A 24,740-nucleotide genomic window follows, 5' to 3' on the forward strand; every position below is an offset into this window, starting at 1 on the left:
CGGATCCCCGCCTGCCGCAGGGCGGGCGGGGCACGGCGACCTCGGGGATGCTCCTCCCTCGAGCCGCCCGGCGAAGGGGCCCGTCCGGTGCCCGCTGCTCGTTTCGTCGCGGATGCCGCATCCTTGAGGGTGTGGAGTTCCTCGGGGACGAGTCGATCGAGCGGCAGGGGAGGGCGCAGGAGATGAGTTCCGGCGCACCTGCTCATAACGCTTCGGTGCACAACTACGGACGCAGTGCCACGGACCGTACGACGCCGAGGCACCATGGATCGATGCGCGACGACGAGACAACGCTGATCGGTGCGCTCGTCCATCGCGCCGTCGACGGCGACGAGCAGGCGACCCACGACCTGCTCGCCCGCGTCCACCCCCTGGCGCTGCGCTACTGCCGTACGCGACTGTCCCGGCTGCCCGGCGACGCCCGGCACTTCGTCGAGGACCTGGCCCAGGAGGTCTGCGTCGCGGTGCTGCTCGCCCTGCCGCGCTACAAGGACACCGGGCGCCCCTTCGAGGCGTTCGTCTTCGCGATCGCCGCGCACAAGGTCGCGGACCTGCAGCGGGCGGCGATGCGCCATCCCGGGTCGACGGCGGTCCCCTCGGACGAGATGCCCGAACGTCCGGACGACTCGCTCGGCCCCGAGGAGCGCGCCCTGCTCAGCAGCGACGCCGAGTGGGCCAAGAAGCTCCTGGCCAACCTCCCCGAGAACCAGCGCGAGCTGCTCCTGCTGCGCATCGCGGTGGGGTTGACGGCCGAGGAGACGGGTCAGATGTTGGGAATGTCACCGGGAGCGGTGAGGGTCGCCCAGCACAGGGCGCTGAGCAGGCTGCGGGCGCTCGCCGAGCAGTAGCGGGTCACGCGCCGGGCAGCAGCGAGTTCCTTGTGGGTGCGCCGCCTTGGGGGTCCCGTGTGAACAGGCCGAACACGGAATCCGTACGAACACACGAAGCCGGGGGTCGCCCCGAACCGTGGAATGAGAGCTCCCCGCTTCCCGTTAGCATGGACATCCGCACCGATCAAGGCCATTTGGGGAAGGTGTCATGACTGCCAACGTCGACGGAGTGCCCGAGAAATTCGCGACACTCGGGCTGACCTACGACGACGTGCTGCTGCTGCCGGGCGCATCCGAGGTGCTCCCCAACGCGGTCGACACCTCGTCCCGCATCTCCCGCAACGTCCGGGTCAACATCCCGCTCCTGTCCGCCGCCATGGACAAGGTCACCGAGGCGCGCATGGCGATCGCCATGGCCCGTCTGGGCGGCGTCGGCGTTCTGCACCGCAACCTCTCCATCGAGGACCAGGTCAACCAGGTCGACCTGGTGAAGCGGTCGGAGTCCGGGATGGTCACCGACCCGATCACGGTGCACCCCGACGCCACGCTCGCCGAGGCGGACGCGCTGTGCGCCAAGTTCCGCATCAGCGGCGTCCCGGTCACCGACCCGGCCGGCAAGCTCCTCGGCATCGTCACCAACCGCGACATGGCCTTCGAGAGCGACCGCACCCGCAAGGTGCGCGAGGTCATGACCCCGATGCCCCTGGTCACCGGCAAGGTCGGCATCTCCGGTCCGGACGCCATGGAACTGCTGCGGCGCCACAAGATCGAGAAGCTTCCGCTGGTCGACGACGCGGGCGTCCTCAAGGGCCTGATCACGGTCAAGGACTTCGTGAAGGCCGAGAAGTACCCCAACGCGGCGAAGGACGCCGAGGGCCGACTGCTCGTGGGTGCCGCCGTGGGCGCCAGCCCCGAGGCGCTGGAGCGGGCCCAGGCCCTCGCCGCGGCCGGTGTGGACTTCCTCGTGGTCGACACCTCGCACGGCCACAACAGCAACGCCCTGAGCTGGATGGCGAAGATCAAGTCGAGCGTGGACGTCGACGTGATCGGCGGCAACGTCGCCACCCGTGACGGCGCGCAGGCGCTCATCGACGCCGGTGTGGACGGTATCAAGGTGGGAGTGGGCCCGGGCTCGATCTGCACCACCCGTGTGGTCGCCGGCATCGGCGTCCCCCAGGTCACCGCCATCTACGAGGCGTCCCTCGCGGCCCGTCCGGCCGGCATCCCGCTGATCGGCGACGGCGGCCTGCAGTACTCCGGTGACATCGGCAAGGCGCTGGCCGCGGGCGCCGACACGGTGATGCTGGGCAGCCTCCTCGCCGGCTGCGAGGAGTCCCCGGGCGAGCTGCTCTTCATCAACGGCAAGCAGTTCAAGTCGTACCGCGGCATGGGGTCGCTCGGCGCCATGCAGTCGCGGGGCCAGGGCAGGTCGTACTCCAAGGACCGCTACTTCCAGGCCGACGTGGCGTCCGACGACAAGCTCGTGCCCGAGGGCGTCGAGGGCCAGGTGCCCTACCGCGGCCCGCTGTCCAACGTGCTGCACCAGCTCGTCGGCGGCCTGCGCCAGACCATGGGCTACGTGGGCGCGGCCACGATCGAGGAGATGGAGTCCAAGGGCCGCTTCGTACGGATCACGTCCGCGGGTCTGAAGGAGTCCCACCCGCACGACATCCAGATGACGGTCGAGGCGCCGAACTACAGCACCAAGCAGTGAGGCCCACGCGCGCGTGAAGGCCGGTGACAGGGCGCCCCGGGATGCTCCGGGGCGCCCTTCGCCGTACCTGCGGAGGGCCGCTGCCGCACCCGTCGGCGATACTGGAAGACGCTGAAACGCATCAGGGAAAGGCCACAGACGTGACTGAGATCGAGATCGGGCGCGGCAAGCGCGGCCGCCGGGCGTACGCCTTCGACGACATCGCCGTCGTCCCCAGCCGCCGTACGCGGGACCCGAAGGAGGTCTCGATCGCCTGGCAGATCGACGCCTACCGCTTCGAGCTGCCGTTCCTGGCCGCCCCCATGGACTCCGTGGTCTCCCCGGCCACCGCCATCCGCATCGGAGAGCTCGGCGGCCTGGGCGTGCTGAACCTCGAGGGCCTGTGGACGCGGTACGAGGACCCGCAGCCGCTGCTCGACGAGATCGCCGAGCTGCCGGCCGAGACCGCGACCAGGCGCCTCCAGGAGATCTACGCCGCTCCCATCAAGGAGGAGCTGATCGGCGCGCGCATCAAGGAGGTGCGCGACTCGGGCGTGGTCACCGCGGCCGCGCTCTCCCCGCAGCGCACGGCGCAGTTCTCCAAGGCGGTCGTCGACGCGGGCGTGGACATCTTCGTCATCCGCGGCACCACGGTGTCGGCGGAGCACGTCTCCGGCTCGCACGAGCCGCTGAACCTGAAGCAGTTCATCTACGAGCTCGACGTCCCGGTGATCGTCGGCGGCTGCGCCACGTACACCGCGGCCCTGCACCTGATGCGCACCGGCGCGGCGGGCGTCCTGGTCGGCTTCGGCGGCGGCGCCGCGCACACCACGCGCAACGTGCTCGGCATCCAGGTCCCCATGGCCACGGCGGTCGCGGACGTGGCGGCGGCCCGCCGCGACTACATGGACGAGTCCGGTGGCCGGTACGTGCACGTCATCGCGGACGGCGGCGTCGGCTGGTCCGGCGACCTGCCGAAGGCGATCGCCTGCGGCGCGGACGCGGTGATGATGGGCTCGCCGCTCGCGCGGGCGACGGACGCCCCGGGGAAGGGCCACCACTGGGGCATGGAGGCGGTCAACGAGGAGCTGCCGCGCGGCCAGAAGGTCGACCTCGGCACGGTCGGCACCATCGAGGAGGTCCTCACGGGCCCGTCGCACACGCCGGACGGCTCGATGAACTTCTTCGGGGCGCTGCGGCGGGCGATGGCCACGACCGGTTACAGCGAGCTGAAGGAGTTCCAGCGGGTCGAGGTGACGGTGGCGGACTCGCAGCACCGGCGGTAGCCGTACGGCGCGTCGAGGGCCCGGTCCACCCTTCGGGGTGGGCCGGGCCCTTTCCTGTGCGCTGGGCGTTTTCGCAGGTGGAGGCGCGTGCTGTGGAGTGGGCGCGCACGGTTGCCTTCGGGGCGGATACGCCGGGGGAGGGCGGTTCCGGGGCGGTAACGTCCGTGACGCCGGCCTGGGCCTGCGGCCTTCCGGCTCCGGCTGGTGAAGTTCCGGAGGAGGTGGATCTTGCGGATTCACGGCCGCTGAGCGGCCACCCCCAAGAGACCTAGGGGTGGACACTCCGCCTAGCGGCCAGGAGCCCGCTGCAGTAGCCCCTGCGGTGGGCTCCACCTTTTTGTACGGCACCGGATCCACTCGTCCACCGGTACGGCACCAGAAGAGCGGCCGCCCCTGCGAGAACCAGGGGCGGACACCCGTCACCGGCTGGAAGCCCGCCGCCGGGCCGACGGACTCCGTGCTCGTACGCTGTCGATGCGGAGAACCCCGAGCCACCAACCCTGGAAGCTCAAGCCCCCACGCGCCCCCCTTCACAACCGATGCGCCGCCCCCGCAGGCGTGGCCCCCCGCGTGTCCAGCAGCAACTGCGCCTTCACCGACAGCCCCTGCAGGTCGTACGTCCGGTGCTGCTGCAACAGAACCGTCAGGTCCGCCCCGGCCACCGCCTCGTACAGCGAGTCCGCGCGCGGGACCGGGCGGTCCAGGACGCTCCACGCGGGCACGTACGGGTCGTGGTAGCTGAGGGACGCGCCCAGTTCCAGCAGCCGCAGGGCGATCTCCTGCGCGGGGGAGCCGTGCAGGTCGCCGACGTCCGGTTTGTACGTCACGCCGAGCAGCAGCACGCGGGCGCCTCGCGCCGACTTGCCGTGCTCGTTCAGGAGGGTGGCGGCGCGCTGGACGACGTACTGGGGCATGCGGCCGTTGACCTGCCGGGCCAGTTCGACCATGCGCAGGCTGTGCCCGGTTCGGCCGGCCAGGTCCTGGGCGACGGCGTGGCCGCCGACGCCGGGGCCGGGGCGGAAGGCCTGGAAGCCGAACGGTTTGGTCTCCGCACAGCGGATGACGTCCCACAGGTCCACGCCCAGGTCGTGGCAGAGCACCGCCATCTCGTTGACCAGGGCGATGTTGACCTGCCGGTAGTTGGTCTCCAGCACCTGCACGGTCTCCGCCTCGCGCGGTCCACGCGCGCGTACCACCTTGTCGGTCAGGCGCCCGTAGAAGGTGGCGGCCGACTCGGTGCAGGCGGGGGTGAGGCCGCCGATGACCTTGGGGGTGTTGGCGGTCCCGAAGTCGCGGTTGCCGGGGTCGACGCGGCTCGGCGAGTACGCGAGGTGGAAGTCGCGTCCGGCGCGCAGTCCGGACGTCCTTTCGAGGAGTGGGCAAAGGAAGCCCTCCGTGGTGCCGGGCGGCACCGGGGACTCCAGGATCACGGTGGTGTGCGGGCGCAGCCGTGCGGCGAGGGTCCGGGCGGCCGTCTCCACCTGGGTGAGATCGAGTCCGCCGCCGTCGCCGCGCGGGACGGGGGCGCAGATGGCGGCGGTGCGGACGCGGCCGAGCTCGGCGGGGTTGGTGGTCGGCCGGAATCCGCGCGCGAGCATGCGGCGGACTTCGGCGGCGGTGAGGGAACCGGCCTCGGGTCCGGTCTGGTACCCGAGCGTGGCGAGGCCGGCGGCGACGGCGGCCTGGGCCAGGGGCAGGCCGAGGTGGCCGAGTCCGATGACGGCGAGATCTGCGGGCATGGCGTGGGCCGTCCTTCCCAATAGCCGAGGTGGGAGAGGTGCGCAACCGCTGTGGACAGAACGAGCGAGCGCAGTGTCAGACTAAGAGTAAATATGACCGATTTGCGGTATTGATGGGTGGCGTTTCCGTCAGTGTTGTCCACAGGCTGCTGGTGCGTGGTGGCCGAAGTCGGGCATCCCGGTCAGACTTTGGGCATGGGGGACATGAGCCGGGCTTCGCCCGACTGACGGATGTGGCCGGCGCGACGGAGCGGGAGGCAGCGGTGAGGACAGCGGCACTGGGGCCGGCGCAGCGCGCCGAGTCACTGGCGGGAATGGCCGAGCGCGAGCTGGACGTGCTGGTCGTGGGCGGTGGCGTGGTCGGCGCGGGCGTCGCGCTGGACGCCGCCACGCGCGGTCTGTCCACGGGCCTGGTCGAGGCCCGTGACTGGGCGTCGGGCACCTCCAGCAGGTCCAGCAAACTGATACACGGCGGCCTGCGCTATCTCGAGATGCTGGACTTCGCCCTCGTGCGCGAGGCGCTGAAGGAGCGCGGGCTGCTGCTGGAGCGCCTGGCGCCCCATCTCGTGAAGCCGGTGCCCTTCCTGTATCCGCTTCAGCACAAGGGCTGGGAGCGGCTGTACGCGGGCTCGGGCGTCGCGCTCTACGACGCCATGTCGATGGCCCGCGGCCACGGTCGGGGCCTGCCGCTGCACCGCCACCTGAGCCGTCGTCACGCGCTGCGCATCGCGCCCTGCTTGAAGAAGGAGGCGCTGGTCGGCGCCTTGCAGTACTACGACGCGCAGGTCGACGACGCCCGCCTGGTGGCGACGCTGGTGCGCACGGCCGCGTGGTACGGAGCCAAGGTCGCCAACCGTGCGCGGGTGACCGGCTTCCTGCGCGAGGGCGAGCGGGTCGTCGGCGCCAGGGTGCAGGACGTGGAGGCGGGCGGGGAGTACGAGATCCGCGCCCAGCAGGTCGTCAACGCGACGGGGGTGTGGACCGACGACACCCAGGCGATGGTGGGCGAGCGGGGCCGCTTCCACGTGCGGGCGTCCAAGGGCATCCACCTGGTGGTGCCGAAGGACCGGGTGCACTCGTCGACGGGCCTGATCCTGCGGACCGAGAAGTCCGTCCTCTTCGTCATACCGTGGGGCCGGCACTGGATCATCGGGACCACCGACACCGACTGGAACCTGGACAAGGCCCACCCGGCGGCCTCCAGCGCGGACATCGACTACCTGCTGGAGCACGTGAACTCCGTCCTGGCCGTGCCCCTCACCCGCGACGACGTGGAGGGCGTGTACGCGGGCCTGCGGCCCCTGCTCGCCGGGGAGTCGGACGCGACCAGCAAGCTCTCCCGCGAGCACACCGTGGCGCACCCGGTGCCCGGCCTGGTGGTCGTGGCGGGCGGCAAGTACACGACGTACCGGGTGATGGCCAAGGACGCCGTCGACGAGGCGGTGCACGCCCTGGACCGGCGGGTCGCCGACTGCGTCACCGAGGACGTCCCGCTGCTGGGCGCCGAGGGCTACCGGGCGCTGTGGAACGCGCGGGCACGCATAGCCGCGCGCACCGGACTGCACGTCGTGCGGGTGGAACACCTGCTGAACCGCTACGGCTCGCTGGCGGAGGAAGTGCTCGACCTGGTCGCCGACGACCCGTCACTGGGCGAACCCCTGCACGCGGCCGACGACTACCTGCGCGCGGAGGTCGTCTACGCCGCGTCATATGAGGGCGCGCGCCATCTGGACGACGTGCTGACCCGGCGGACCCGCATCTCCATCGAGACGTTCGACCGCGGCACGCGCAGCGCCCGTGAGGTGGCGGAACTGATGGCGCCGGTGCTCGGCTGGGACTCCGGCCAGGTCGAGCGCGAGGTCGAGCACTACGAGAAGCGGGTCCAGGCGGAGCGGGAGTCCCAGCGCCAGCCCGACGATCTGACGGCGGACGCGGCGAGGCTGGGGGCACCGGACATAGCGCCGCTGTAGGAGGGGCGCGGAGCGGTCTCCGCTCAAGCGGCGGCGGTCTCCGTGAGCGGCACCCGGGGATCTCCGTGGGCGCGCACGGGAGCTGACTCCCCGGCGGCCGTGCCGGGGCCGCTCGGGCCGGCCGGGTGGCTGCGGCACGGCGGCGCGAAGGGGCGCGGCGGGACGCGACGCCGGGGCGATCCGGGTGCCCGGCGTACGCCTGGGCCGCCGCACCGCCCCGGTCCACCGCCTTCCGGCGTCCTCCGACCGGGGGGAGCCGTCGAATCAGGGGCACCCTGGGCGTGGGACGGTCCGTGCGTGGGGGACAATGGAGGCTCTGTCAGGGCGGGTTGCATGAGGGGACGCATGTCGGAGGCGGAGCGGGCGGGGACAACCCGTCAGGACAAGAGCGAACGTCTCCTCGCCGGGCGGTACCGGCTGGGGGACGTACTCGGCCGCGGCGGCATGGGCACGGTGTGGCGGGCCGAGGACGAGACCCTGGGGCGTACGGTCGCCGTCAAGGAACTCAGGTTCCCGTCGAACATCGACGAGGACGAGAAGCGACGGCTCATCACGCGCACGCTGCGGGAGGCCAAGGCGATCGCCCGGATCCGCAACAACGGCGCGGTGACCGTCTTCGACGTGGTCCACGAGGACGACCGGCCCTGGATCGTGATGGAGCTGATCGAGGGCAAGTCGCTCGCCGAGGTCATCCGCGAGGACGGCCTGCTCGAGCCCAAGCGCGCCGCCGAGGTCGGGCTCGCCATCCTCGACGTGCTGCGGGCCGCGCACCGCGAGGGCATCCTGCACCGCGACGTGAAGCCGTCGAACGTGCTGATCGCCGAGGACGGCCGGGTCGTGCTCACCGACTTCGGCATCGCCCAGGTGGAGGGCGACCCGTCCATCACCTCCACGGGCATGCTCGTCGGCGCCCCCTCCTACATCTCCCCGGAGCGCGCCCGCGGGCACAAGCCCGGCCCGGCGGCGGACCTGTGGTCGCTCGGCGGACTGCTGTACGCGGCGGTGGAGGGCACCCCGCCCTACGACAAGGGGTCGGCGATCGCCACGCTGACCGCGGTGATGACCGAGCCGGTGGAGGAGCCGAAGAACGCCGGCCCGCTGAAGACCGTCATCTACGGGCTGCTCACCAAGGATCCGGCGCAGCGGCTCGACGACGCGGGCGCGCGGGCGCTGCTCAACGAGGTCATCCACGCGCCCGACACCGAGGAGAAGGTGCCGGCGGACGCGACGCGCGTCGTGGCGTTGCCGCCGGTGCCCAAGGAGTCCAAGGAGCCCAAGCAGCCCAAGGAGAAGGGCGCGCCGGGGTCCGGGGCCAAGCGGGGCGAGGAGGCCGCGGACCGGCTGCGCGGGGCCCTGCGGTCGGTGCGCAAGGCGGCGTCGGCCGGCGCGGCGACCGCCGGTGCCGCGACGGCCGCGCGGGCCGAGGGACCCGCCCCCGCCAAGACGGCCGAGGACGCGGTGCCCGCGCGTGCGGACGCGCCCGTGGCCGGGGCGCCCGCGGCCGGTGCCGGGCGCCCGGGAGGCGCCTCGGCGGGCGCACGGGAACACACGGCTGCCGTGGGATCGAACTCCGGTCCGGCGAAGCCGAGTTCGGGATGGCCCATCGTGCCGGACCCGGACCGGCCGCCGCGCCCGGTGACGCCGCCCCGGGCGCCGCTCACCGACGTGGTGCCCAAGCGGACGCTGGTGATCGTCGCCGTCGTCCTGGTGCTCGCGGTGCTCGGTACCGTGCTCGCGCTCACCCTGCCGGGCGGGGACGACGACTCGCAGAACGGCTCCAAGGGCACCGACAGGCCCGTCGCGACCGCCAGGGGCGGCGGCAAGGGCAGCGGCGGCGGGACGCGTACGGGCAGCGGAAGCACCGGCACGAGCACGAACGGCTCGGACCAGCAGAACGCGGCGGACAGCGCACCCGTCGCGAGCGTCAGTGCCTCCGCGTCCGGTGCGGCGGGCGACGGCCCCGCGGTGAAGACGTACAAGGGCGGTCAGGGCTACTCGATCGGGTTGCCGGCCGGCTGGAAGTACGCGTCGTCGGACTCCGCGGGCGACCGTTTCACCGGGCCGAACGGGCAGAAGCTGCTGGTCGCCTGGACGTCCACGCCCAAGGACGACCCGGTGGCGGACTGGAACGGCCAGGAGCGCTACATGGTGCGCCCCCAGTACCACCGGATCCGCATCGAGAAGGTGGACTACCGCGGCTGGAACACCGCCGACTGGGAGTTCACCTACGTGGACTCCGGCACCACCTACCGGGTGATCGACCGCGGATTCGTCGTCAACCCGCACCAGGGGTACGGGCTGATGTACACGGCCAAGGCGGACGACTGGGACGGGAACCTGCGCAAGAGCACCTGGCAGACGCTGACGCAGACGTTCCGGCCGAAGTCGTGACGTACCGAGCGTCCGGCTGACGTTCCGTCCGATCGTGTAGCGGGCAGATATGACATCCCCGGGTTGCAGGTTGCCTCCGGCACGTATCGTGAGGACGGATCGCCAGCCGTACGCATCCCGAAAGGGACGCGAGGCGAACGGAACTGACCGACCGGGCGGCCGGGGGAGGGCATCGTGGACGACTACGCGGGACGGGTACTCGCGGACCGCTACCGCCTGCCGCTGCCGCCCGCCGACGCGTACGAGTTCGCCGAGACCCGGGCCTTCGACACCTACAGCGGGCAGGAGGTCCTGATACGGCAGGTGCCGTTGCCCGAGGTCGTCGAGGCGGAGGTGCTCGACGCGGACGGGCTGCCCGAAGGGTTCGTGGCGCGCGCCGGGCACGGCGGCGGACCCGGCCGGACGACGGCCACGCGCCGGCCCACCGACCCGGCCGTGCGGCGCGCCATCGAGGCCGCGCAGGCCGCCGCGCAGATACCCGACCACCCCCGGCTGGACCAGGTCTTCGACGTGTTCGCCGAGGACGGCTCGCTGTGGATCGTCAGCGAACTCGTGGCCGCGACTCCGCTCGCCGCGCTGCTCGCCGAGCAGCCGCTGACGCCGTACCGCGCGGCCGAGGTCGCCTCCGACGTCCTCATGGCGTTGCGCGTCCTGCACGCCCACGGCTGGGTGCACCGCAACATCACCGCCCGCACGGTGCTCGTCTGCGACGACGGCCGCGTGATACTGACCGGCCTGGCCGCCGGGGCGGCCGAGGAGGCGCTGTGCGGGTACGACCCGGTACCGGCACGGGAGCCCGAGCCGGGGCCCGGTACGACGGGCGGGGACGCCGCGGCCCCGGCGCCCGCTCCCCGGCCCGGTGGGCCCGGCGGCGGCACGCTCCGCTCCGGCGCGACCGTGGGCGGCATGGACGCCGAGGCCGCACGACGGGCCGCGATCGAGGCACGGGCGAACGGGGCCGCCCCGGGCGCGGCCGGGGCCGGTGTGCCCGTCGTGGCGCCCCGCACGCTGGAGTCCGCGGAGGACGTGCGGGCGGCCCGGGCGGGGGCGATCGCGGCCTACCGCGCCGGGGCCCGGGCCGCGGCCCGGGTGCAGGAGGAACAGTCCGGCGGCCGGACGGCGTTGCCCGCGCCCCGCCCGGCCGGCACCGGCCCCGACCACTCGCCCCCGCCGCCGTCCGGGCAGGGCGGCGGCCCCGGCACCCCGCCCCCGGGCCAGATCGCCGACCCGTACGGGACGGGCCGTACGGCGTCCTGGCACAGCGCCGTCCCCCGCCCCACGGCTCCCGCCCCCGACGCCCCATCAGGCCCCCGGGGCACCGACGGCGGCCCGGCCGAACGAGCCGCGCCCCCCGCCTCCGCCGCCCCCTGGCCCCACCGCGGCCCCGCCACCCCCCTCGCCGCCGAGCGGGCGCGGCAGGCCCGGATGGCCGTGGTCGGCCCGGTCACCGAGCGGTGGGCGCCGGAACAGGCCGGACCCGTGCACGAGAACTGGCAGCTCGCGCCCCCGATCGGGCCCGCGACCGACCTGTGGGCGCTGGGCGCGCTGCTGTTCCGGGCCGTGCAGGGGCACGCCCCGTACCCCGAGGAGAGCACCGCCGAACTGGTCCAGCTCGTCTGCTCCGAGCCGCCCGCCTTCGCCGAGGAGTGCGGCCCGCTGCGCCCCGTCGTGGAGTCGTTGCTGCGTCAGGACCCGACCGAGCGGCTGGACTTCGAGGAGCTGCGCGGCTGGGTGCGCTCCCTCGTACGGTCCGCGCCCGAGCCGGAGGCGGGGGCGCACGTCATCGCCGCGCCGCCCGTCGACCCCGCCCGGCTGCCGATCGTGCGGCGCCGCGGCGAGCTGGTCCGCAGGCGCCGGGCCGGGCTGCCCGCGACCACCCACGCCCGCCACAAACGCGCCAAGGACGGCCACCCCCGGCCCCGCCGCCTCGGCCGCACCCTCCTGCTGCTGATCCTGCTCGCGCTGGCCGCGGCGATCGCGTACGCCATGGCCTTCATGCCGAAGGCCGGGGCCGGCAACGGCAGCGGCACGACCGGGGAACGCACCGGCGCCGCCGGAGAGGCGAGCCCCGCCCCGCAGCGGTCGGACACCGGCGGCGCGCCGCAGCCGGGGCAGGGCGGCTCCACGAGCCCCTCCCGGCCGGCCGAGTCACCGCAGACGCAGTCCACCGGCACCCAGGTCGCCCAGGGGTTCACCCTCCGCAAGGACCCCGAGGGCTTCAGCGTCGCCGTGGCGAACGGCTGGAACCGGTCGCCGAAGAACGCGCAGGGTCAGGTCGTCTACGCCCAGGGCGACTTCGAGCTGATCGTCGTGCCCGGACGCGACAGCACCGGCAGGTACGGCTCCGACCCGCTGACGTACCAGCGCGAGTCGGAGCCCGAACTGCAGCCGTTCCGCGACTCGACCTGGGCCACCTCCAGCGGGATGCGCCGCATCGACGTCGGCGGACGGACCATGGCCGAGGGGCAGTTCACCTGGACGAACGGCAACGGACAGGAGCTGTTCGTCCGCAACCTCGCCGTCCTCGTAGACGGCCACTACCACGTGGTGCAGGTCCGCGGCCCCGACGCCGAACGCGACGAGGTCACCCGGCTGTTCGAACAGGCCGAGCAGACCTACCGGGTGACGAACTGACCGGCCCGGGCACCCACGGTGGTCCGATTGCGCTGAGTGTGCGGTGGTTCCGTCCCGTACGAGGAAGGGAGAACCGTCACAGTGCGGTCTCCGTTACGGCCCCGCCGGTTCCCTGTGCGGGGGCCGGTATTTAGTCTGAGCCCTGTCAAGAACACTGCGGGGAAACGTGAATCAGATGCAGGGCCTGCTCCTCGCGGGCCGCTACCGGCTCGTCGACTCCATCGGCAGCGGCGGCATGGGCCGGGTGTGGCGCGCCCACGACGAGGTGCTGCACCGGGCGGTCGCCATCAAGGAACTGACGGCCGCACTGTACGTCACGGAAAGTGACCGAGCCGTGCTCCTCGCCCGTACCCACGCCGAGGCACGGGCCGCCGCGCGCATCAACCACTCGGCCGTCGTCACGGTGCACGACGTCCTGGAGCACGACAACCGGCCGTGGATCGTCATGGAGCTCGTCGAGGGCGGCTCGCTGGCCGACGCGGTCAAGGAACGCGGCCGGGTCGAGGCGACCGAGGCCGCGCGGATCGGGCTGTGGGTGCTGCGCGCGCTGCGCGCCGCGCACTCCGCGGGCGTGCTGCACCGCGACGTCAAGCCCGGCAACGTCCTGCTCGCCGCCGACGGCCGGGTGCTGCTCACCGACTTCGGGATCGCGCAGGTCGAGGGCGACACCACCATCACCCGCACCGGAGAGATCGTCGGGTCGGTCGACTACCTCGCACCCGAGCGCGTCCGCGGCCACGACCCGGGCCCGGCCTCCGACCTGTGGGCACTGGGCGCCACGCTGTACACGGCGGTGGAGGGCAGATCGCCGTTCCGGCGGACCTCGCCGCTGACCACCATGCAGGCCGTGGTCGACGAGGATCCGGAGCCGCCGCGGTTCGCCGACGCCCTGGAACCGGTGATCTCGGGCCTGCTGCGCAAGGATCCGGCCGAGCGGCCCGACGCGGCGCGGCTGGAGCAGATGCTGGCCGAGGCGGCGGAGGGACGGCGGCCGAGGGCGGCACAGGAGTACGTGGCGACACGGCACGTCGACCTGAGCGAGGCCCGGGACACGACCGCGCACGTGCCGCGCCCCCGGCAGGGGCGCGAGGCGGAGACGGCCCGGGGCACCGCGCCCCAGCCCGCCATGCCGCCGGCGCCGCGGGCCCGCAGGCGGCACCGCGGCCGTACGGTGGCGCTCGTGCTCTCCCTGGCGGCGGTCGCCGGCGCGGTGGGCGCGGTGGTCTGGCAGAAGTGGGACGGGGGGAACCCGCAGGCCAGAGCCTCCCTTTCCGCCTCCGCGTCGCCCTCCTCGACGCCCACCGCCGCCGGGACGCAGGAGGACGACGCGACGGGCGACCTCCCCGCCGGCTGGGTGCGCCGCAGCGACCCCTACGGCTTCAGCCTCGCCGTGCCCTCCAAGGCGTGGAAGCGGAAGGTGTTCGACGAGGGCACCCACCAGGTCGACTACTCGCCCGACGGCGGCGAGCACTTCATCCGCATAGCCGTCGACAGCTCACCCGACTTCGAGACGGCGTACGACCACCAGATCGATCTGGACCTGCAACTCCACAAGCTGGCCGACTACAAGCGGGTGGTCCTGAAGCGGAACATCTACCGCGACCGCCCCGGCTCCCTGTGGGAGTACACCTGGACGGCGCTGGCGAAGGACTCGGCGACGGCCCCCGGCCCGCGCCACGCCATCGAGGAGACGTACTTCTCGCGCAACGGCGTCGAGTACGCCATCTACCTCTCCGGCCCGGAGTCGGACTGGAAGACGACACGGCAGGAGTTCCAGGCGGTGCTGCGGGGGTGGCGTCCGCCGGCGGCTTGACGGGCACCGGGGCGCGGCAGGCCGTCGTACGGCGCCGCTGCGCCCCCGGTGGGTCGGTTGTCGGCCACCGTCGTGGCGTCGTCCCGGAGGGGCGTCGTCCGGTGCGGCATGATGGGGCGCATGGGGACCGAGGGGGAGAACGGCCGTGTCATAGCGGGGCGTTACCGGCTTCAGGAGCGGATCGGCCGGGGCGGCATGGGCGTCGTCTGGCGGGCGTCCGACGAACTCCTGGGCCGGCAGGTGGCCGTCAAGGAACTCGTCCTTGACCTCTCCCTGTCCGCCGAGGAGGCCCGGCTCCACCGCGAGCGCACCCTGCGCGAGGCGCGCGCGGTCGCGCGGTTGCGGCACCCGCACATCATCGTCGTCCACGACGTCGTCGAGCACGACGAACGCCCGTACATCGTGATGGAGCTGATCGACGGCGGCTCGCTCGCCCAGCGCATCGCCGCCGACGGCCCGGTCGACGCCCGGGAGGCCGCCCGTATCGGCGTCGCCCTGCTGGGCGCGCTGCGCCGGGCGCACGAGGCGGGCGTGCTGCACCGCGACCTGAAGCCCGCGAACGTCCTGATGGAGGCGGGCACCGGCCGCGTCGTCCTCACCGACTTCGGCATCGCCCAGGTCACCGGCGCCACCACGCTCACCGAGACCGGCGCCTTCGTCGGCTCCCCCGAGTACACCGCGCCCGAACGGATGTCCGGCGAGCGGACCGGGCCCGAGTCCGACCTGTGGTCCCTCGGCGCTCTGCTGTGCACGGCACTGAGCGGCGAGTCCCCGTTCCGCCGCGACTCGTTGGGCGGCATCCTGCACGCGGTGGTCGCGGGCGACATCCGCCCGCCCGAGCAGGCCGGGCCCATCCTGCCCGTCGTCAGGGGGCTGCTGGAACGCGATCCCGACCGGCGTCTGGACGCGGCGGAGGCGGAGCGCCTGCTGCGGGAGTTCCTGGAGACGGGGCGCACGCCGCAGGCCGCGGTGCTGTACACGCCGACGCAGCGGGACGTGCCCCGGAGCGCGCCGCCGCCCCCGCAAGAGGTGCCCGTGGCCCCGGCCCCCGCCAGGCAGTCCGTGCGGGGCGTGTTCGTGGCGGCCGCCCTGGTCGCGGCCATGGCGGGCGCGGGCGTCTCGGCGGCGGCACTGCTGCTGCGCGACGGCGGCGACGGCGGGGGAGCGCCGACGAGTCCGGGTCCTTCTCGCACGTCGGTGAGTCCGGGCCCGACACGTCCGTCCGCGGCCGGGCCCGCGCCCGCGCCCACGGTGACGGTGACCCGCACGCAGGCTTCGGCCACGCCGGGCGTCACCCACCGGGCGCCCTCCGGGTACCGGCTGGTGCGGGACCCGGGCGGCTTCTCGCTCGCCGTGCCGGACGGGTTCACCCGCAGCCCGCAGGGCGAGCGGATCTTCTACGTGTCGCCGGGGGAGACCTTCCGCCTCGGCATCAAGGTGGCGGACCCCGCGGCGGGCGGCCCCCTCGCGGTGATGCGGCGCTCGGACGCGGACGGGCCGTCCACCAACCCCGGCTACCACGACGGCCGGGTCACCGCGACCTCGCACGACGGCAACCCGGCGGCGCTCTGGGAGTTCACCTGGAACGGCTTCACCGCGGCCGAGGGCCCTCGGCACACCTACGACCTGTGCTGGGACGAGGGCGGCCGGATGTACGACGTGTGGGTGTCGGCACCGGTCGGCAAGGTCAAGGAGGCGAAGGAGTACTTCGACGTGGCGGTGGACACCTTCGCACCGGGGTGACACGACGCCCGTCACCCGCTGCGGGCCGCCTCGCCGGTCCGGCGCGCGGGCGAAAGCGCCGAGGACCGGACCCGCTTCGACAACTCCCGACCCCGCACGGTACTCATGAGACATGCGTACTGACGCGGGACGTCTGATCGACGGCCGCTACCGGCTGACCGAACGCCTCGGCTCCGGGGGCATGGGCACCGTATGGCGTGCCGTGGACGAACTCATGGAGCGCGACGTCGCCGTCAAGCAGCCCCATCTGCCCGGCGATCCGGAGGACGGGGCGCACCAGCGCGCCGCCCACCGGCTGTACCGGGAGGCACGTGCCGCCGCCCGCGTCGACCACCCCGCGGCCGTCTCGATCCACGACGTGATCGTGGAGGACGGATGCCCCTGGATCGTCATGGAGCTGGTCCGGGGGGAGTCCCTGGCGGACGCCCTGCGCCGCGGGCCGCTGCCGGCCGAGGAGGCGGCGCGCATCGGGCTCGCCGTCGTCGGCGCCCTGGACGCGGCGCACCGCGTCGGCATCGTGCACCGCGACGTGAAGCCGGCGAACGTCCTGCTCGGCCCGCGCGGCCGGGTCGTCCTCACCGACTTCGGCATCGCCCACGTCCAGGGCGAGGAATCCCTCACGGCCACCGGGGAGTTCGTCGGATCCCTCGAGTTCATCGCGCCGGAACGGATGTCCGGGCGCGGCGCCGGCCCCGCCTCGGACCTGTGGTCACTGGGTGTGCTGCTGTACGCCGCCGTCGAGGGATCGTCCCCCTTCCGCCGTACGGCGCTGGAGTCCACGCTCGCCGCGATCCTCGCCGCCGATCCTCCCGAACCGCGGCAGGCCGGGAAGCTCGGTCCGCTCATCGCACGGCTGCTGGCCAAGGAGCCCGAACGGCGGCCCGGTGCGCAGGAGGTCGCCGCGGTGCTGGAGACGGTGGCGGAGGGGTGGCCGGTGCCGGGTGCGGATCGGGACGGGCCGACGGATGTTCAGGATGCTTCCGGCATACGGGAGTTCGCCGACGACATCGGTACGGTACGGTTCGGCGCCGCGGCCTCGCGCGGGGCCGGGGGCGACGGTGATCCCGGCACCGCACCGGATGACGGCGGCGACCCCGGCACCCCACCGAACGACGGCGGTGATCCGCGCACCGCACCGGAAGCCGTACCGCAGGCCGAGGCCGCCAGATCGTCCGGTTCGGACGCCGTCTCGCCGTCCGGACCGGATGCCGCCAAGCCTTCCGAACCGGACGCCGCCAAGCCGTCAGAACCAGAGCCCACCGCACCGCCGGTGTCCAGCCCCAAGCGTCCCACCCTCCTCCGCCCCGCCCCCGTCGCCGCGCTCGGCGTGCTCCTCGTCGGCGGCACCTGGCTCGGCACGTCCTATTTCGGCGGCCCCGACAGCGAGGGCGTCACCGAACACACCGCGACCTACGACTCGGCCCCGGCCATCGCCACCCCCGGCTCCTGGATCCCCCACCGCGAGGCGAAGCTCGACGCCATCGTCTCCGTACCGTCGGACATCGCCCGGGACACCGCCACCGACCGCACGGTGACCTACGGCGACGACACCGTCCGGCTCCGCCTGACCCGGGAGACGTTGGTCCCCACCCCCCTGAAGGCCTGGGCGCGGCAGGCCACCGCCTCCTGGCCCGGCGACGACCTCGGCACGCAGTACACCCCGACGAGCTTTCACGGCGACGACGCCATGCTCACCGACACCACGTACGAGGCCGGAGGGCGCCGCCACCGGGTCATGCAACTGCTGATCGTCACGGCCGCCCACGAGTACTACGTGCTGCGGGTGGACATGCCGAAGGGCACCCCGGACGAGAAGCGCGGAACCTCCCTGTTCAAGGGTGCCCGGGACCGCCTCAAAGTGGGCAAGAGCATGCTGGGCTCCTGACAACGCCCTGATCAGCGCATTCGCTGCCAGCGGTCACTGGCGCGGTGTGGACGGCCCGTGAAAGCGCGTTACCGACGGGTACCCAAACGCCCCGCCCCGGCATACCCTGCGGCTCATGACGGACTCGCAGGCCACGAAGCAGGCCATCGGCACCAACCCGCTCGCCCCGGCTCCGCAGGGCGCCCGTACCGCCGCCGATGTGGTCACCCCCGAACTGGTCGCCCAGCTCACCAAGGGCGTGGTCGGCTCGGGCCGCACCGCCAACCACACGCCGTTCACCGGCGAGAAGCTGGCCGACCTGCCCGAGTCCACGCCCGAGGACGTCGCCGTCGCCTTCGACCGGGCCCGCGTCGCCCAGGCCGCCTGGGCGCAGACCCCCGTACGGCAGCGCGCCGCGGTGCTCCTCCGCTTCCACGACCTGGTGCTGGAGCGGCAGGCCGAGGTCCTCGACCTGATCCAGCTCGAGACCGGCAAGGCCCGTCTGCACGCGCACGAGGAGGTGCAGGCCGTCGCCGTCGCGGCCCGGCACTACGGCCGCAAGGCGCCCGGGTATCTGAGGCCGAAGCGGCACACGGGCGCCGTACCGACCCTCACGAAGGTCACCGAGCTGCGCCACCCGCGCGGTGTCGTCGGCCAGATCGCCCCCTGGAACTACCCGCTGGAGCTGTCGGTCGGCGACGCGCTGCCCGCCTTCGTCGCGGGCAACGCGGTGGTGATGAAGCCCGACACGGAGACCTGCCTGACCGCGCTGTGGGCGCGTGACCTGCTGATCGAGGCCGGACTGCCCGCCGAGGTCTTCCAGGTCGTCATCGGCGACGGCCCGGTCGTCGGCCCGGAGGTCGTCAAGCACGCCGACTACGTCTCCTTCACCGGCTCCACCCGCACCGGCCGCGAGGTCGCGCAGGGCGCCGCCGCCCGGCTCGTCGGCGTCTCCCTCGAACTCGGCGGCAAGAACGCCATGCTGGTCCTCCAGGACGCCGACATCGAGAAGGCCGCCGAGGGCGCGGTCCGGGCGTGCTTCTCCTCCGCCGGGCAACTGTGCATCTCCATCGAGCGGTTGTACGTCCACGAGTCGATCGCGGACGCCTTCCTCGAGCGGTTCGTCGCCCGCACCAAGGCCCTGCGGCTCGGCACGTCCCTCGCCTACGGCGCCGACATGGGCTCGCTCGTCGGCGAGCGGCAGCTCGAGACCGTGACCCGGCATGTCGAGGAAGCCGTGGCCAAGGGCGCCAAGGTGCTGGCCGGCGGGGTGGCCCGCCCGGACGTCGGCCCGTACTTCTACGAGCCCACCGTCCTCGACGGCGTCGAGGCCCCGATGGCGGTGTGCGCGGAGGAGACCTTCGGTCCGGTCGTCTCCGTCTACCGCTTCACGACGGAGGACGAGGCCGTCGAGCGCGCCAACGCCACGCCGTACGGCCTGAACTCGTCGGTCTGGACGAAGGACGGCCGGCGCGGACGTGCGATCGCCGCCCGGCTGCGCACGGGCACGGTCAACGTCAACGAGGGCTACGCGCCGGCGTACGGCAGCGTCCAGTCGCCGATGGGCGGCATGAAGGACTCCGGTCTCGGCCGCCGGCACGGCTCGGAGGGCATCCTCAAGTACACGGAGGCCCAGACCGTCGCCCAGCAGCGGCTGCTGCCGATGGCCCCCTCGCTGGGGATGGACGACGAGAAGTACGCGGCCTTCATGAGCCGGAGCCTGAAGCTGATGAAGACGTTCCGGCTCCGCTAGGGCCTGTTTCGGACAGCGCCACTCTCAACGAGGAGAGCACGTGTCACAGGAGAACTCCGCCCGTGAACAGGGCGATGACGCCTACGACTACGACGTCGTCGTCGTGGGCTCCGGCTTCGGCGGCTCGGTCACCGCTCTCCGCCTCACGGAGAAGGGGTACCGCGTCGGCGTCCTGGAGGCGGGCCGCCGCTTCACCCGCGAGACGCTGCCGAAGAACTCCTGGGACCTCAAGAACTACCTCTGGGCGCCCGCCCTCGGCATGTACGGCATCCAGCGCATCCACCTGCTGGGCAATGTCATGGTGCTCGCGGGCGCCGGCGTCGGCGGCGGCTCCCTCAACTACGCCAACACCCTCTACGTACCGCCGAAGGCCTTCTTCGACGACCCCCAGTGGCGGGACGTCACCGACTGGCAGGAGGAGCTGAAGCCGTACTACGACCAGGCGCGGCGCATGCTCGGCGTACGGCTCAACCCGACCATGACCCCCTCCGACGTGCACCTGAAGGCCGCCGCCGAGCGGATGGGGGTCGGGGACACCTTCCACCTGGCACCGGTCGGCGTGTTCTTCGGCGACGGCGAGGACGCCGACGGAACGGTGAAGGCCCGGCCCGGCGAGGAGGTGCCGGACCCCTACTTCGGCGGCGCCGGCCCGGCCCGGCGGGCGTGCACCGAGTGCGGCGAGTGCATGACCGGCTGCCGGCACGGCGCGAAGAACACCCTCAACGAGAACTACCTCCACCTCGCCGAGCGGGCGGGCGCGGTGGTGCACCCGATGACGACGGTCGTGGCGGTCACGGACGACTCGCGGGGCGGGTACGCGGTCGCCACCCTGCCCACGGACGACCGGCGCAAGGGCAAGGGCCGGATCTTCACGGCACGGCAGGTGGTGCTCGCCGCGGGCACCTACGGAACCCAGACCCTGCTGCACCGCATGAAGGCGAACGGCCAACTGCCGTACCTCTCCCCACGGCTGGGCGAGCTGACCCGCACCAACTCCGAGGCGCTGGTGGGCGCGCAGACCGACGACCGGCGCTACCGCAGGGCGCACGGCGCGGCGCGGGCCGACTTCACCCGGGGCGTGGCGATCACGTCCTCGATCCACCCGGACGAGAACACGCACATCGAGCCCGTCCGCTACGGCAGGGGCTCGAACGCGATGGGCGGCCTGTCGATCCTCCAGGTCCCCTACGCGGAGGGCCGCTCCCGCGCCCTGGCCTGGCTGGCGAACGCGGCGCGCCACCCGTGGCTGGTGGCCCGTTCCCTGTCCAACCGGCGCTGGTCGGAGCGGACCATCATCGGCCTGGTGATGCAGTCGCTGGACAACTCCCTGACGACGTATCTGAAGCCGAAGGGCGTCGGCAAGGGCCTGCTGACGGCCCGGCAGGGCCACGGCAGCCCCAACCCCAAGCAGATCAGGGCGGCCTCGGAGGCGGCGTCCGCGCTCGCCGCCGAGATCAACGGTTTCGCCGGCAGCAACATCGGCGAACTGATGGGCACTCCGCTCACCGCCCACTTCCTCGGCGGCTGCCCGATCGGAGCCTCCCGCGAGACGGGCGTCATCGACCCGTACCACCGGCTCTACGGCCACCCCGGCATCTCGGTGGTCGACGGCGCGGCGGTGTCGGCGAACCTCGGTGTCAACCCTTCGCTGACCATCACCGCGCAGGCCGAGCGGGCGATGTCGTACTGGCCGAACAAGGGCGAGGCGGATCCGCGCCCGGCACAGGGGGCGCCGTACGAGCGCCTGAAGCCGGTGGCACCCCGTCACCCGGCGGTGCCCGCGGAGGCGTTCGGGGCGCTGCGGCTGCCGTTCCTGGGCATGCCCGTCGTACCGCCGAAGCAGTAGCGCGGGAGAAACGGAGAAGGACCTGAGCCCCCCTCCGAGCCCAGGTCCCTCTCCTCGGTGCGAGACGGACCGCTCACGCGGTCCGCCCACGGCTGCGACGGCTACGCGGCGGCGTGACCCCCGGTCTTGCGGCGCCGCACCGCGAACACCACGCCACCACCGGCGACGACGGCGACACCGCCGACGAGCGCGATGGTCGGCAGCGCGGAGGAGGAACCGGTGGAGGCGAGGGTGCCGGTCACCTCGTGGGTGTTGCTCTGGTTCGGCTTACCGGTGGGAACCGGGACCTTGCCGCCCTCCTGGGGCTTGGTGCCGCCGGTGTCCGTGCCGGGCTTGACGATCTCGATGACGTAGCCGGCCTGGCCCTCGCCGACGCAGTTCTCCTGCTCGTCGAAGTACACGCCGCCGCCGATGGTCAGACCGGAGCCGACCGGCGCGTTCGCCTTCACGTTCAGGCGGAGCTGGTAGTTGAGCGTCTGGCCGCCGGCGACGTTGTTGAGGTCGAGGAAGCCGGCGGAGTAGCCGTCGTCCTCGATGTCCACCCAGGAGCCGTCGACCTTCGCCTGGAGCTGGACCTGGCTGGCCTTGAACGCGTTCTCGGCGTTCTCGTCGTTCGGCCCGACGCCCGCGTAGAAGATGACGTCCTGGACGGCGTCGCTCGTCGGGTTGGTGACCTTCAGCGTGAAGGGGTGCCAGCCGCTGCCGGCCGCGATCTTGCCGGGCAGGCCGGTGATCGAAGCGTTCAGCTTCGACTTGTAGTGGGAGTCCTGGGCCGTGCAGTCGATCTCGGGCTCGGTGGGCTCGTCGCTGGGCTCGCTGCCCTCGGTCGGCGTGCTCGGCGTGCTCGGAGCCGAGGCGGTGGACGACGAGGACGACGAGGCGGAGGAAGACGCCGACTGCGCGCCCACCGGCGTCGTCGAGACGCTCTGGGACGGGGACGACGTGGTGCCGGTCTCGGACGCGCTGCCGGTCGGCGACCCGCTGACGCTCGCGGTCGCGCTGTCGGTCGGAGTCGGGTCCGCCGCGAAAGCGGCGGGCGCGGACAGCAGCGCGATCGGGGCTATGGCGGCCGTCGCCGCAGCAGCGGTCAGGGCACGGCGAAGCTTCATGAAGACCTCGAAGAGTCCGGTGCGCCGCTACGACGCGGCGCATCTTTGGGGGGAGGCCTCCGCGTGTGGGGCGCGGGGTGTGGCCCATGATTCGCCGTGTGTGACCTGTGACCGCTGTGAATGGTTGCGCTCTCATTCACAGAATTCTTATGTGGCTTGCGTCACATGCGTATGCGCGCATGTGCGGCTTGTGAAGGGCCTCTCGCTCACCGTAGAACTGCCCTCGTGTCCGATCAGCACCCCGAAGACCTCGATGAACCCTCCATCCCGGACGACGTCTGGGAGAAGTTCATCCGCGACAGCGAGCGGGACATACGTGCCTCCGCGCCGAAAGAGCCGTCCGCGCGGGCCCGCATGGTCACCGAGCGGCTCCGGCGGATGGAGGAGGAGGCCGCCCGGGCCGGCGCCGGGAAGCGCCGGTGGGGGCGCGCGAGCGGCAGGAAGGCCGCCGCCGGCCAGACCTGGCAGCCCGAAGGCTGGCGCACCGGCCCCGCCTGGCGGGAGAGGGAGGACCGCGCGGCCCGGCGCCGACGGCTGTGGGGCGTCGTGGGCGTCTCCCTGGCCGCCGTCGTCGCCGTCGTGGCCATCAAGCCGTCCCTGATCCCCGGCGACCCGTTCGGCACCGGCCGGTCGACGGCGGACTCGGCGGACTCGACGCCGGAACTGCCCGCCGAGACCGCGCCCCCCACCGCGCCGCCCTCCGCCGTGCCCTCGGACACCCCCACCCTGGAGCATCCCTTCGCCGGGTCCCCGGCCGAACGCTGGGCGGACGGCGCCGCCGGCATCGTCCTGCCGCAGGCCGAGCCGACCGGGGTCTTCTCCCGGCAGCAGGTGGCCGATGCGCTGCAGCAGAGCCGGACGCTGCTCGTGGACTCCAACCTCGACCCCGGCACGCTGCGCGGCGAGCGGCCCGCGGCCGCGCTCGCCGTGGTCGACCCGCTGCAGCCGGACGTGCTGGACCACCTCGACGCGTCGCTGCGCGCGCCGGACGAGAAGCACGACCCGCTGTCGATGTTCAGCCGCTTCGACCCGAAGGAGGTCCGGCTCGTCGGCGACGTCGTCAAGACGCGCGGCCGCATGAGCTTCAAGGAGGCCGACCGCGGCTCCGTGGTCGTGCACGCCGACTACACCTTCGTCTACCCGGTGGCGCGGCCGGGCGCCAAGGAGGTGACCCGCACCATCGTGCGCCGTGTCCTGGATCTGGAACTGCCCAACCCCGCGCGCTTCCGGGTCACCGCCGGCAAGCTCACCGTGCTGCGCTACGACGAGGACGCCGGCAACTCCGCCTGCGAGGTCCACGACGGCTTCCTGCACCCGCAGTTCGCCTCGGAGCAGCCCACGGGCGCGCCGCCCAGCGGCCCCACCAGCGACCCGTACGACCGCAGCAAGGATCTCGACCGCCAGAAGGGCTGTGGAACGGTCACCCGCACCTGAGGCGGGCCGCCCGCGCCTGAGTGACGCCCCCGCACACAGGTGGGCCGCCCGCGCCAGAGTCGGGCCCCCACACCGTCGGGCCCCGCACACCGTCGGGCCGCCCGCGGCGAGGCCGGACGGCGAAAGGCCCCGCGGCGGGGGGACCCCGGCTCGGCGTGGCCGAGGGCTCGGGGAATCCGCGGGGCCCTTCTCCGTCAGCACCGACGTCAGGGCAGCGCCGGTGCCCGGGGAGCGGCGCCGGGGGGTTGCGCCGCTTGCCTGCGTGACCGCCGGTGGTGCGCTCCGGCGCGCGCGGGAAGCGCGCGTGGTGTCGACCATTGGCAGTCGGTGGGAGGAGCGATGCTGTTGTCTGCCAGGAACCGGGCGGAGTGCCGTCGGCTCTCTGTTCCTCGCATCGTGCTGGATGGGTCACGGCCTCCGCAACCGTTTCGACCACCTCTGAACAGATTCCGCCGGTCGGCTCCGGGCGTCCCCGGAGCCGACCGTTCTCTGGGTGACCGGGCTGCTGTCCCCTGCCGTCCGGTCACATCCCTGGAGCGAGGTCCCACGACGCACGGCACGATCCGTACGTCTCATCGCCCCAGCGGAGCCACGCGTGGTTCTTTCGGGCCCGCCCCTGGCTGGCACGGACACCC

14 protein-coding genes are annotated in these 24,740 nt (G+C 73.0%); 12 read left to right on the forward strand and 2 right to left on the reverse strand.

The genetic code is table 11. The features are described from left to right. Positions 1 to 272: 272 nt before the first annotated feature. From ACZ4SW_RS01480 to ACZ4SW_RS01490, 3 genes are all read left to right on the forward strand, one after another. Entirely contained in the window at positions 273 to 848 is a 576-nt protein-coding gene (locus ACZ4SW_RS01480; protein ID WP_055493219.1) for a sigma-70 family RNA polymerase sigma factor, read from the forward strand. 190 nt (positions 849 to 1,038) lie between these two features. Then, the gene (gene guaB / locus ACZ4SW_RS01485) at positions 1,039 to 2,544 is read left to right on the forward strand and encodes an IMP dehydrogenase (RefSeq protein WP_468236362.1); all 1,506 of its coding nucleotides are present in this window, start codon (positions 1,039 to 1,041) and stop codon (positions 2,542 to 2,544) included. Positions 2,545 to 2,684: 140 nt separating this feature from the next. Next, positions 2,685 to 3,809, forward strand: coding sequence for a GuaB3 family IMP dehydrogenase-related protein (locus ACZ4SW_RS01490; protein ID WP_468236364.1), 1,125 nt, complete (start codon positions 2,685 to 2,687; stop codon positions 3,807 to 3,809). 530 nt (positions 3,810 to 4,339) lie between these two features. Here ACZ4SW_RS01490 and ACZ4SW_RS01495 read toward each other — a convergent pair. Further along, positions 4,340 to 5,548: a nucleotide sugar dehydrogenase gene (locus ACZ4SW_RS01495; RefSeq protein WP_468236367.1), complete on the reverse strand. Its 1,209-nt coding sequence runs from the start codon at positions 5,546 to 5,548 to the stop codon at positions 4,340 to 4,342. A gap of 263 nt (positions 5,549 to 5,811) precedes the next feature. On the opposite strand from ACZ4SW_RS01495, the gene ACZ4SW_RS01500 reads away from it, so the two are divergent. From ACZ4SW_RS01500 to ACZ4SW_RS01535, 8 genes are all read left to right on the forward strand, one after another. Beyond that, positions 5,812 to 7,518 (forward strand): glycerol-3-phosphate dehydrogenase/oxidase, encoded by a 1,707-nt coding sequence (locus ACZ4SW_RS01500; protein WP_468236370.1) that lies wholly within the window; start codon positions 5,812 to 5,814, stop codon positions 7,516 to 7,518. 345 nt (positions 7,519 to 7,863) lie between these two features. Continuing rightward, the gene (locus ACZ4SW_RS01505; RefSeq protein WP_468236372.1) at positions 7,864 to 9,909 is read left to right on the forward strand and encodes a serine/threonine-protein kinase; all 2,046 of its coding nucleotides are present in this window, start codon (positions 7,864 to 7,866) and stop codon (positions 9,907 to 9,909) included. 174 nt (positions 9,910 to 10,083) lie between these two features. Beyond that, positions 10,084 to 12,543: a protein kinase gene (locus ACZ4SW_RS01510; RefSeq protein WP_468236375.1), complete on the forward strand. Its 2,460-nt coding sequence runs from the start codon at positions 10,084 to 10,086 to the stop codon at positions 12,541 to 12,543. 175 nt (positions 12,544 to 12,718) lie between these two features. Continuing rightward, the gene (locus tag ACZ4SW_RS01515; protein WP_468236695.1) at positions 12,719 to 14,356 is read left to right on the forward strand and encodes a serine/threonine-protein kinase; all 1,638 of its coding nucleotides are present in this window, start codon (positions 12,719 to 12,721) and stop codon (positions 14,354 to 14,356) included. Positions 14,357 to 14,476: 120 nt separating this feature from the next. Next, positions 14,477 to 16,099 (forward strand): serine/threonine-protein kinase, encoded by a 1,623-nt coding sequence (locus ACZ4SW_RS01520; RefSeq protein ID WP_468236377.1) that lies wholly within the window; start codon positions 14,477 to 14,479, stop codon positions 16,097 to 16,099. 112 nt (positions 16,100 to 16,211) lie between these two features. Further along, entirely contained in the window at positions 16,212 to 17,984 is a 1,773-nt protein-coding gene (locus ACZ4SW_RS01525) for a serine/threonine-protein kinase (protein WP_468236379.1), read from the forward strand. Positions 17,985 to 18,099: 115 nt separating this feature from the next. Continuing rightward, a complete protein-coding gene (locus ACZ4SW_RS01530) occupies positions 18,100 to 19,716 on the forward strand; it encodes a succinic semialdehyde dehydrogenase (RefSeq protein ID WP_468236381.1) in 1,617 nt (538 codons plus the stop codon). 40 nt (positions 19,717 to 19,756) lie between these two features. Next, on the forward strand, positions 19,757 to 21,562 hold the full coding sequence (locus ACZ4SW_RS01535) for a GMC family oxidoreductase N-terminal domain-containing protein (RefSeq protein WP_468236384.1): 1,806 nt from the start codon (positions 19,757 to 19,759) through the stop codon (positions 21,560 to 21,562). Positions 21,563 to 21,663: 101 nt separating this feature from the next. On the opposite strand, the gene ACZ4SW_RS01540 is transcribed toward ACZ4SW_RS01535, so the two are convergent. Then, on the reverse strand, positions 21,664 to 22,671 hold the full coding sequence (locus ACZ4SW_RS01540; RefSeq protein ID WP_468236387.1) for an LPXTG cell wall anchor domain-containing protein: 1,008 nt from the start codon (positions 22,669 to 22,671) through the stop codon (positions 21,664 to 21,666). A 225-nt stretch (positions 22,672 to 22,896) separates the two neighbouring features. On the opposite strand from ACZ4SW_RS01540, the gene ACZ4SW_RS01545 reads away from it, so the two are divergent. After that, positions 22,897 to 24,105, forward strand: coding sequence for a hypothetical protein (locus tag ACZ4SW_RS01545; protein ID WP_468236389.1), 1,209 nt, complete (start codon positions 22,897 to 22,899; stop codon positions 24,103 to 24,105). Positions 24,106 to 24,740 lie beyond the last annotated feature (635 nt).

Source organism: Streptomyces sp. NPDC028331, from assembly GCF_055565775.1.

What these genes read in the sequence shown, in the direction of transcription:
- ACZ4SW_RS01540 (WP_468236387.1), bottom strand. Translation starts at nt 22,671, where the DNA reads ATGAAGCTTCGCCGTGCCCTGACCGCTGCTGCGGCGACGGCCGCCATA.
- ACZ4SW_RS01530 (WP_468236381.1), top strand. Translation starts at nt 18,100, where the DNA reads ATGACGGACTCGCAGGCCACGAAGCAGGCCATCGGCACCAACCCGCTC.
- ACZ4SW_RS01480 (WP_055493219.1), top strand. Translation starts at nt 273, where the DNA reads ATGCGCGACGACGAGACAACGCTGATCGGTGCGCTCGTCCATCGCGCC.
- ACZ4SW_RS01520 (WP_468236377.1), top strand. Translation starts at nt 14,477, where the DNA reads ATGGGGACCGAGGGGGAGAACGGCCGTGTCATAGCGGGGCGTTACCGG.
- ACZ4SW_RS01505 (WP_468236372.1), top strand. Translation starts at nt 7,864, where the DNA reads ATGTCGGAGGCGGAGCGGGCGGGGACAACCCGTCAGGACAAGAGCGAA.
- ACZ4SW_RS01525 (WP_468236379.1), top strand. Translation starts at nt 16,212, where the DNA reads ATGCGTACTGACGCGGGACGTCTGATCGACGGCCGCTACCGGCTGACC.
- ACZ4SW_RS01495 (WP_468236367.1), bottom strand. Translation starts at nt 5,548, where the DNA reads ATGCCCGCAGATCTCGCCGTCATCGGACTCGGCCACCTCGGCCTGCCC.
- guaB (WP_468236362.1), top strand. Translation starts at nt 1,039, where the DNA reads ATGACTGCCAACGTCGACGGAGTGCCCGAGAAATTCGCGACACTCGGG.
- ACZ4SW_RS01515 (WP_468236695.1), top strand. Translation starts at nt 12,719, where the DNA reads ATGCAGGGCCTGCTCCTCGCGGGCCGCTACCGGCTCGTCGACTCCATC.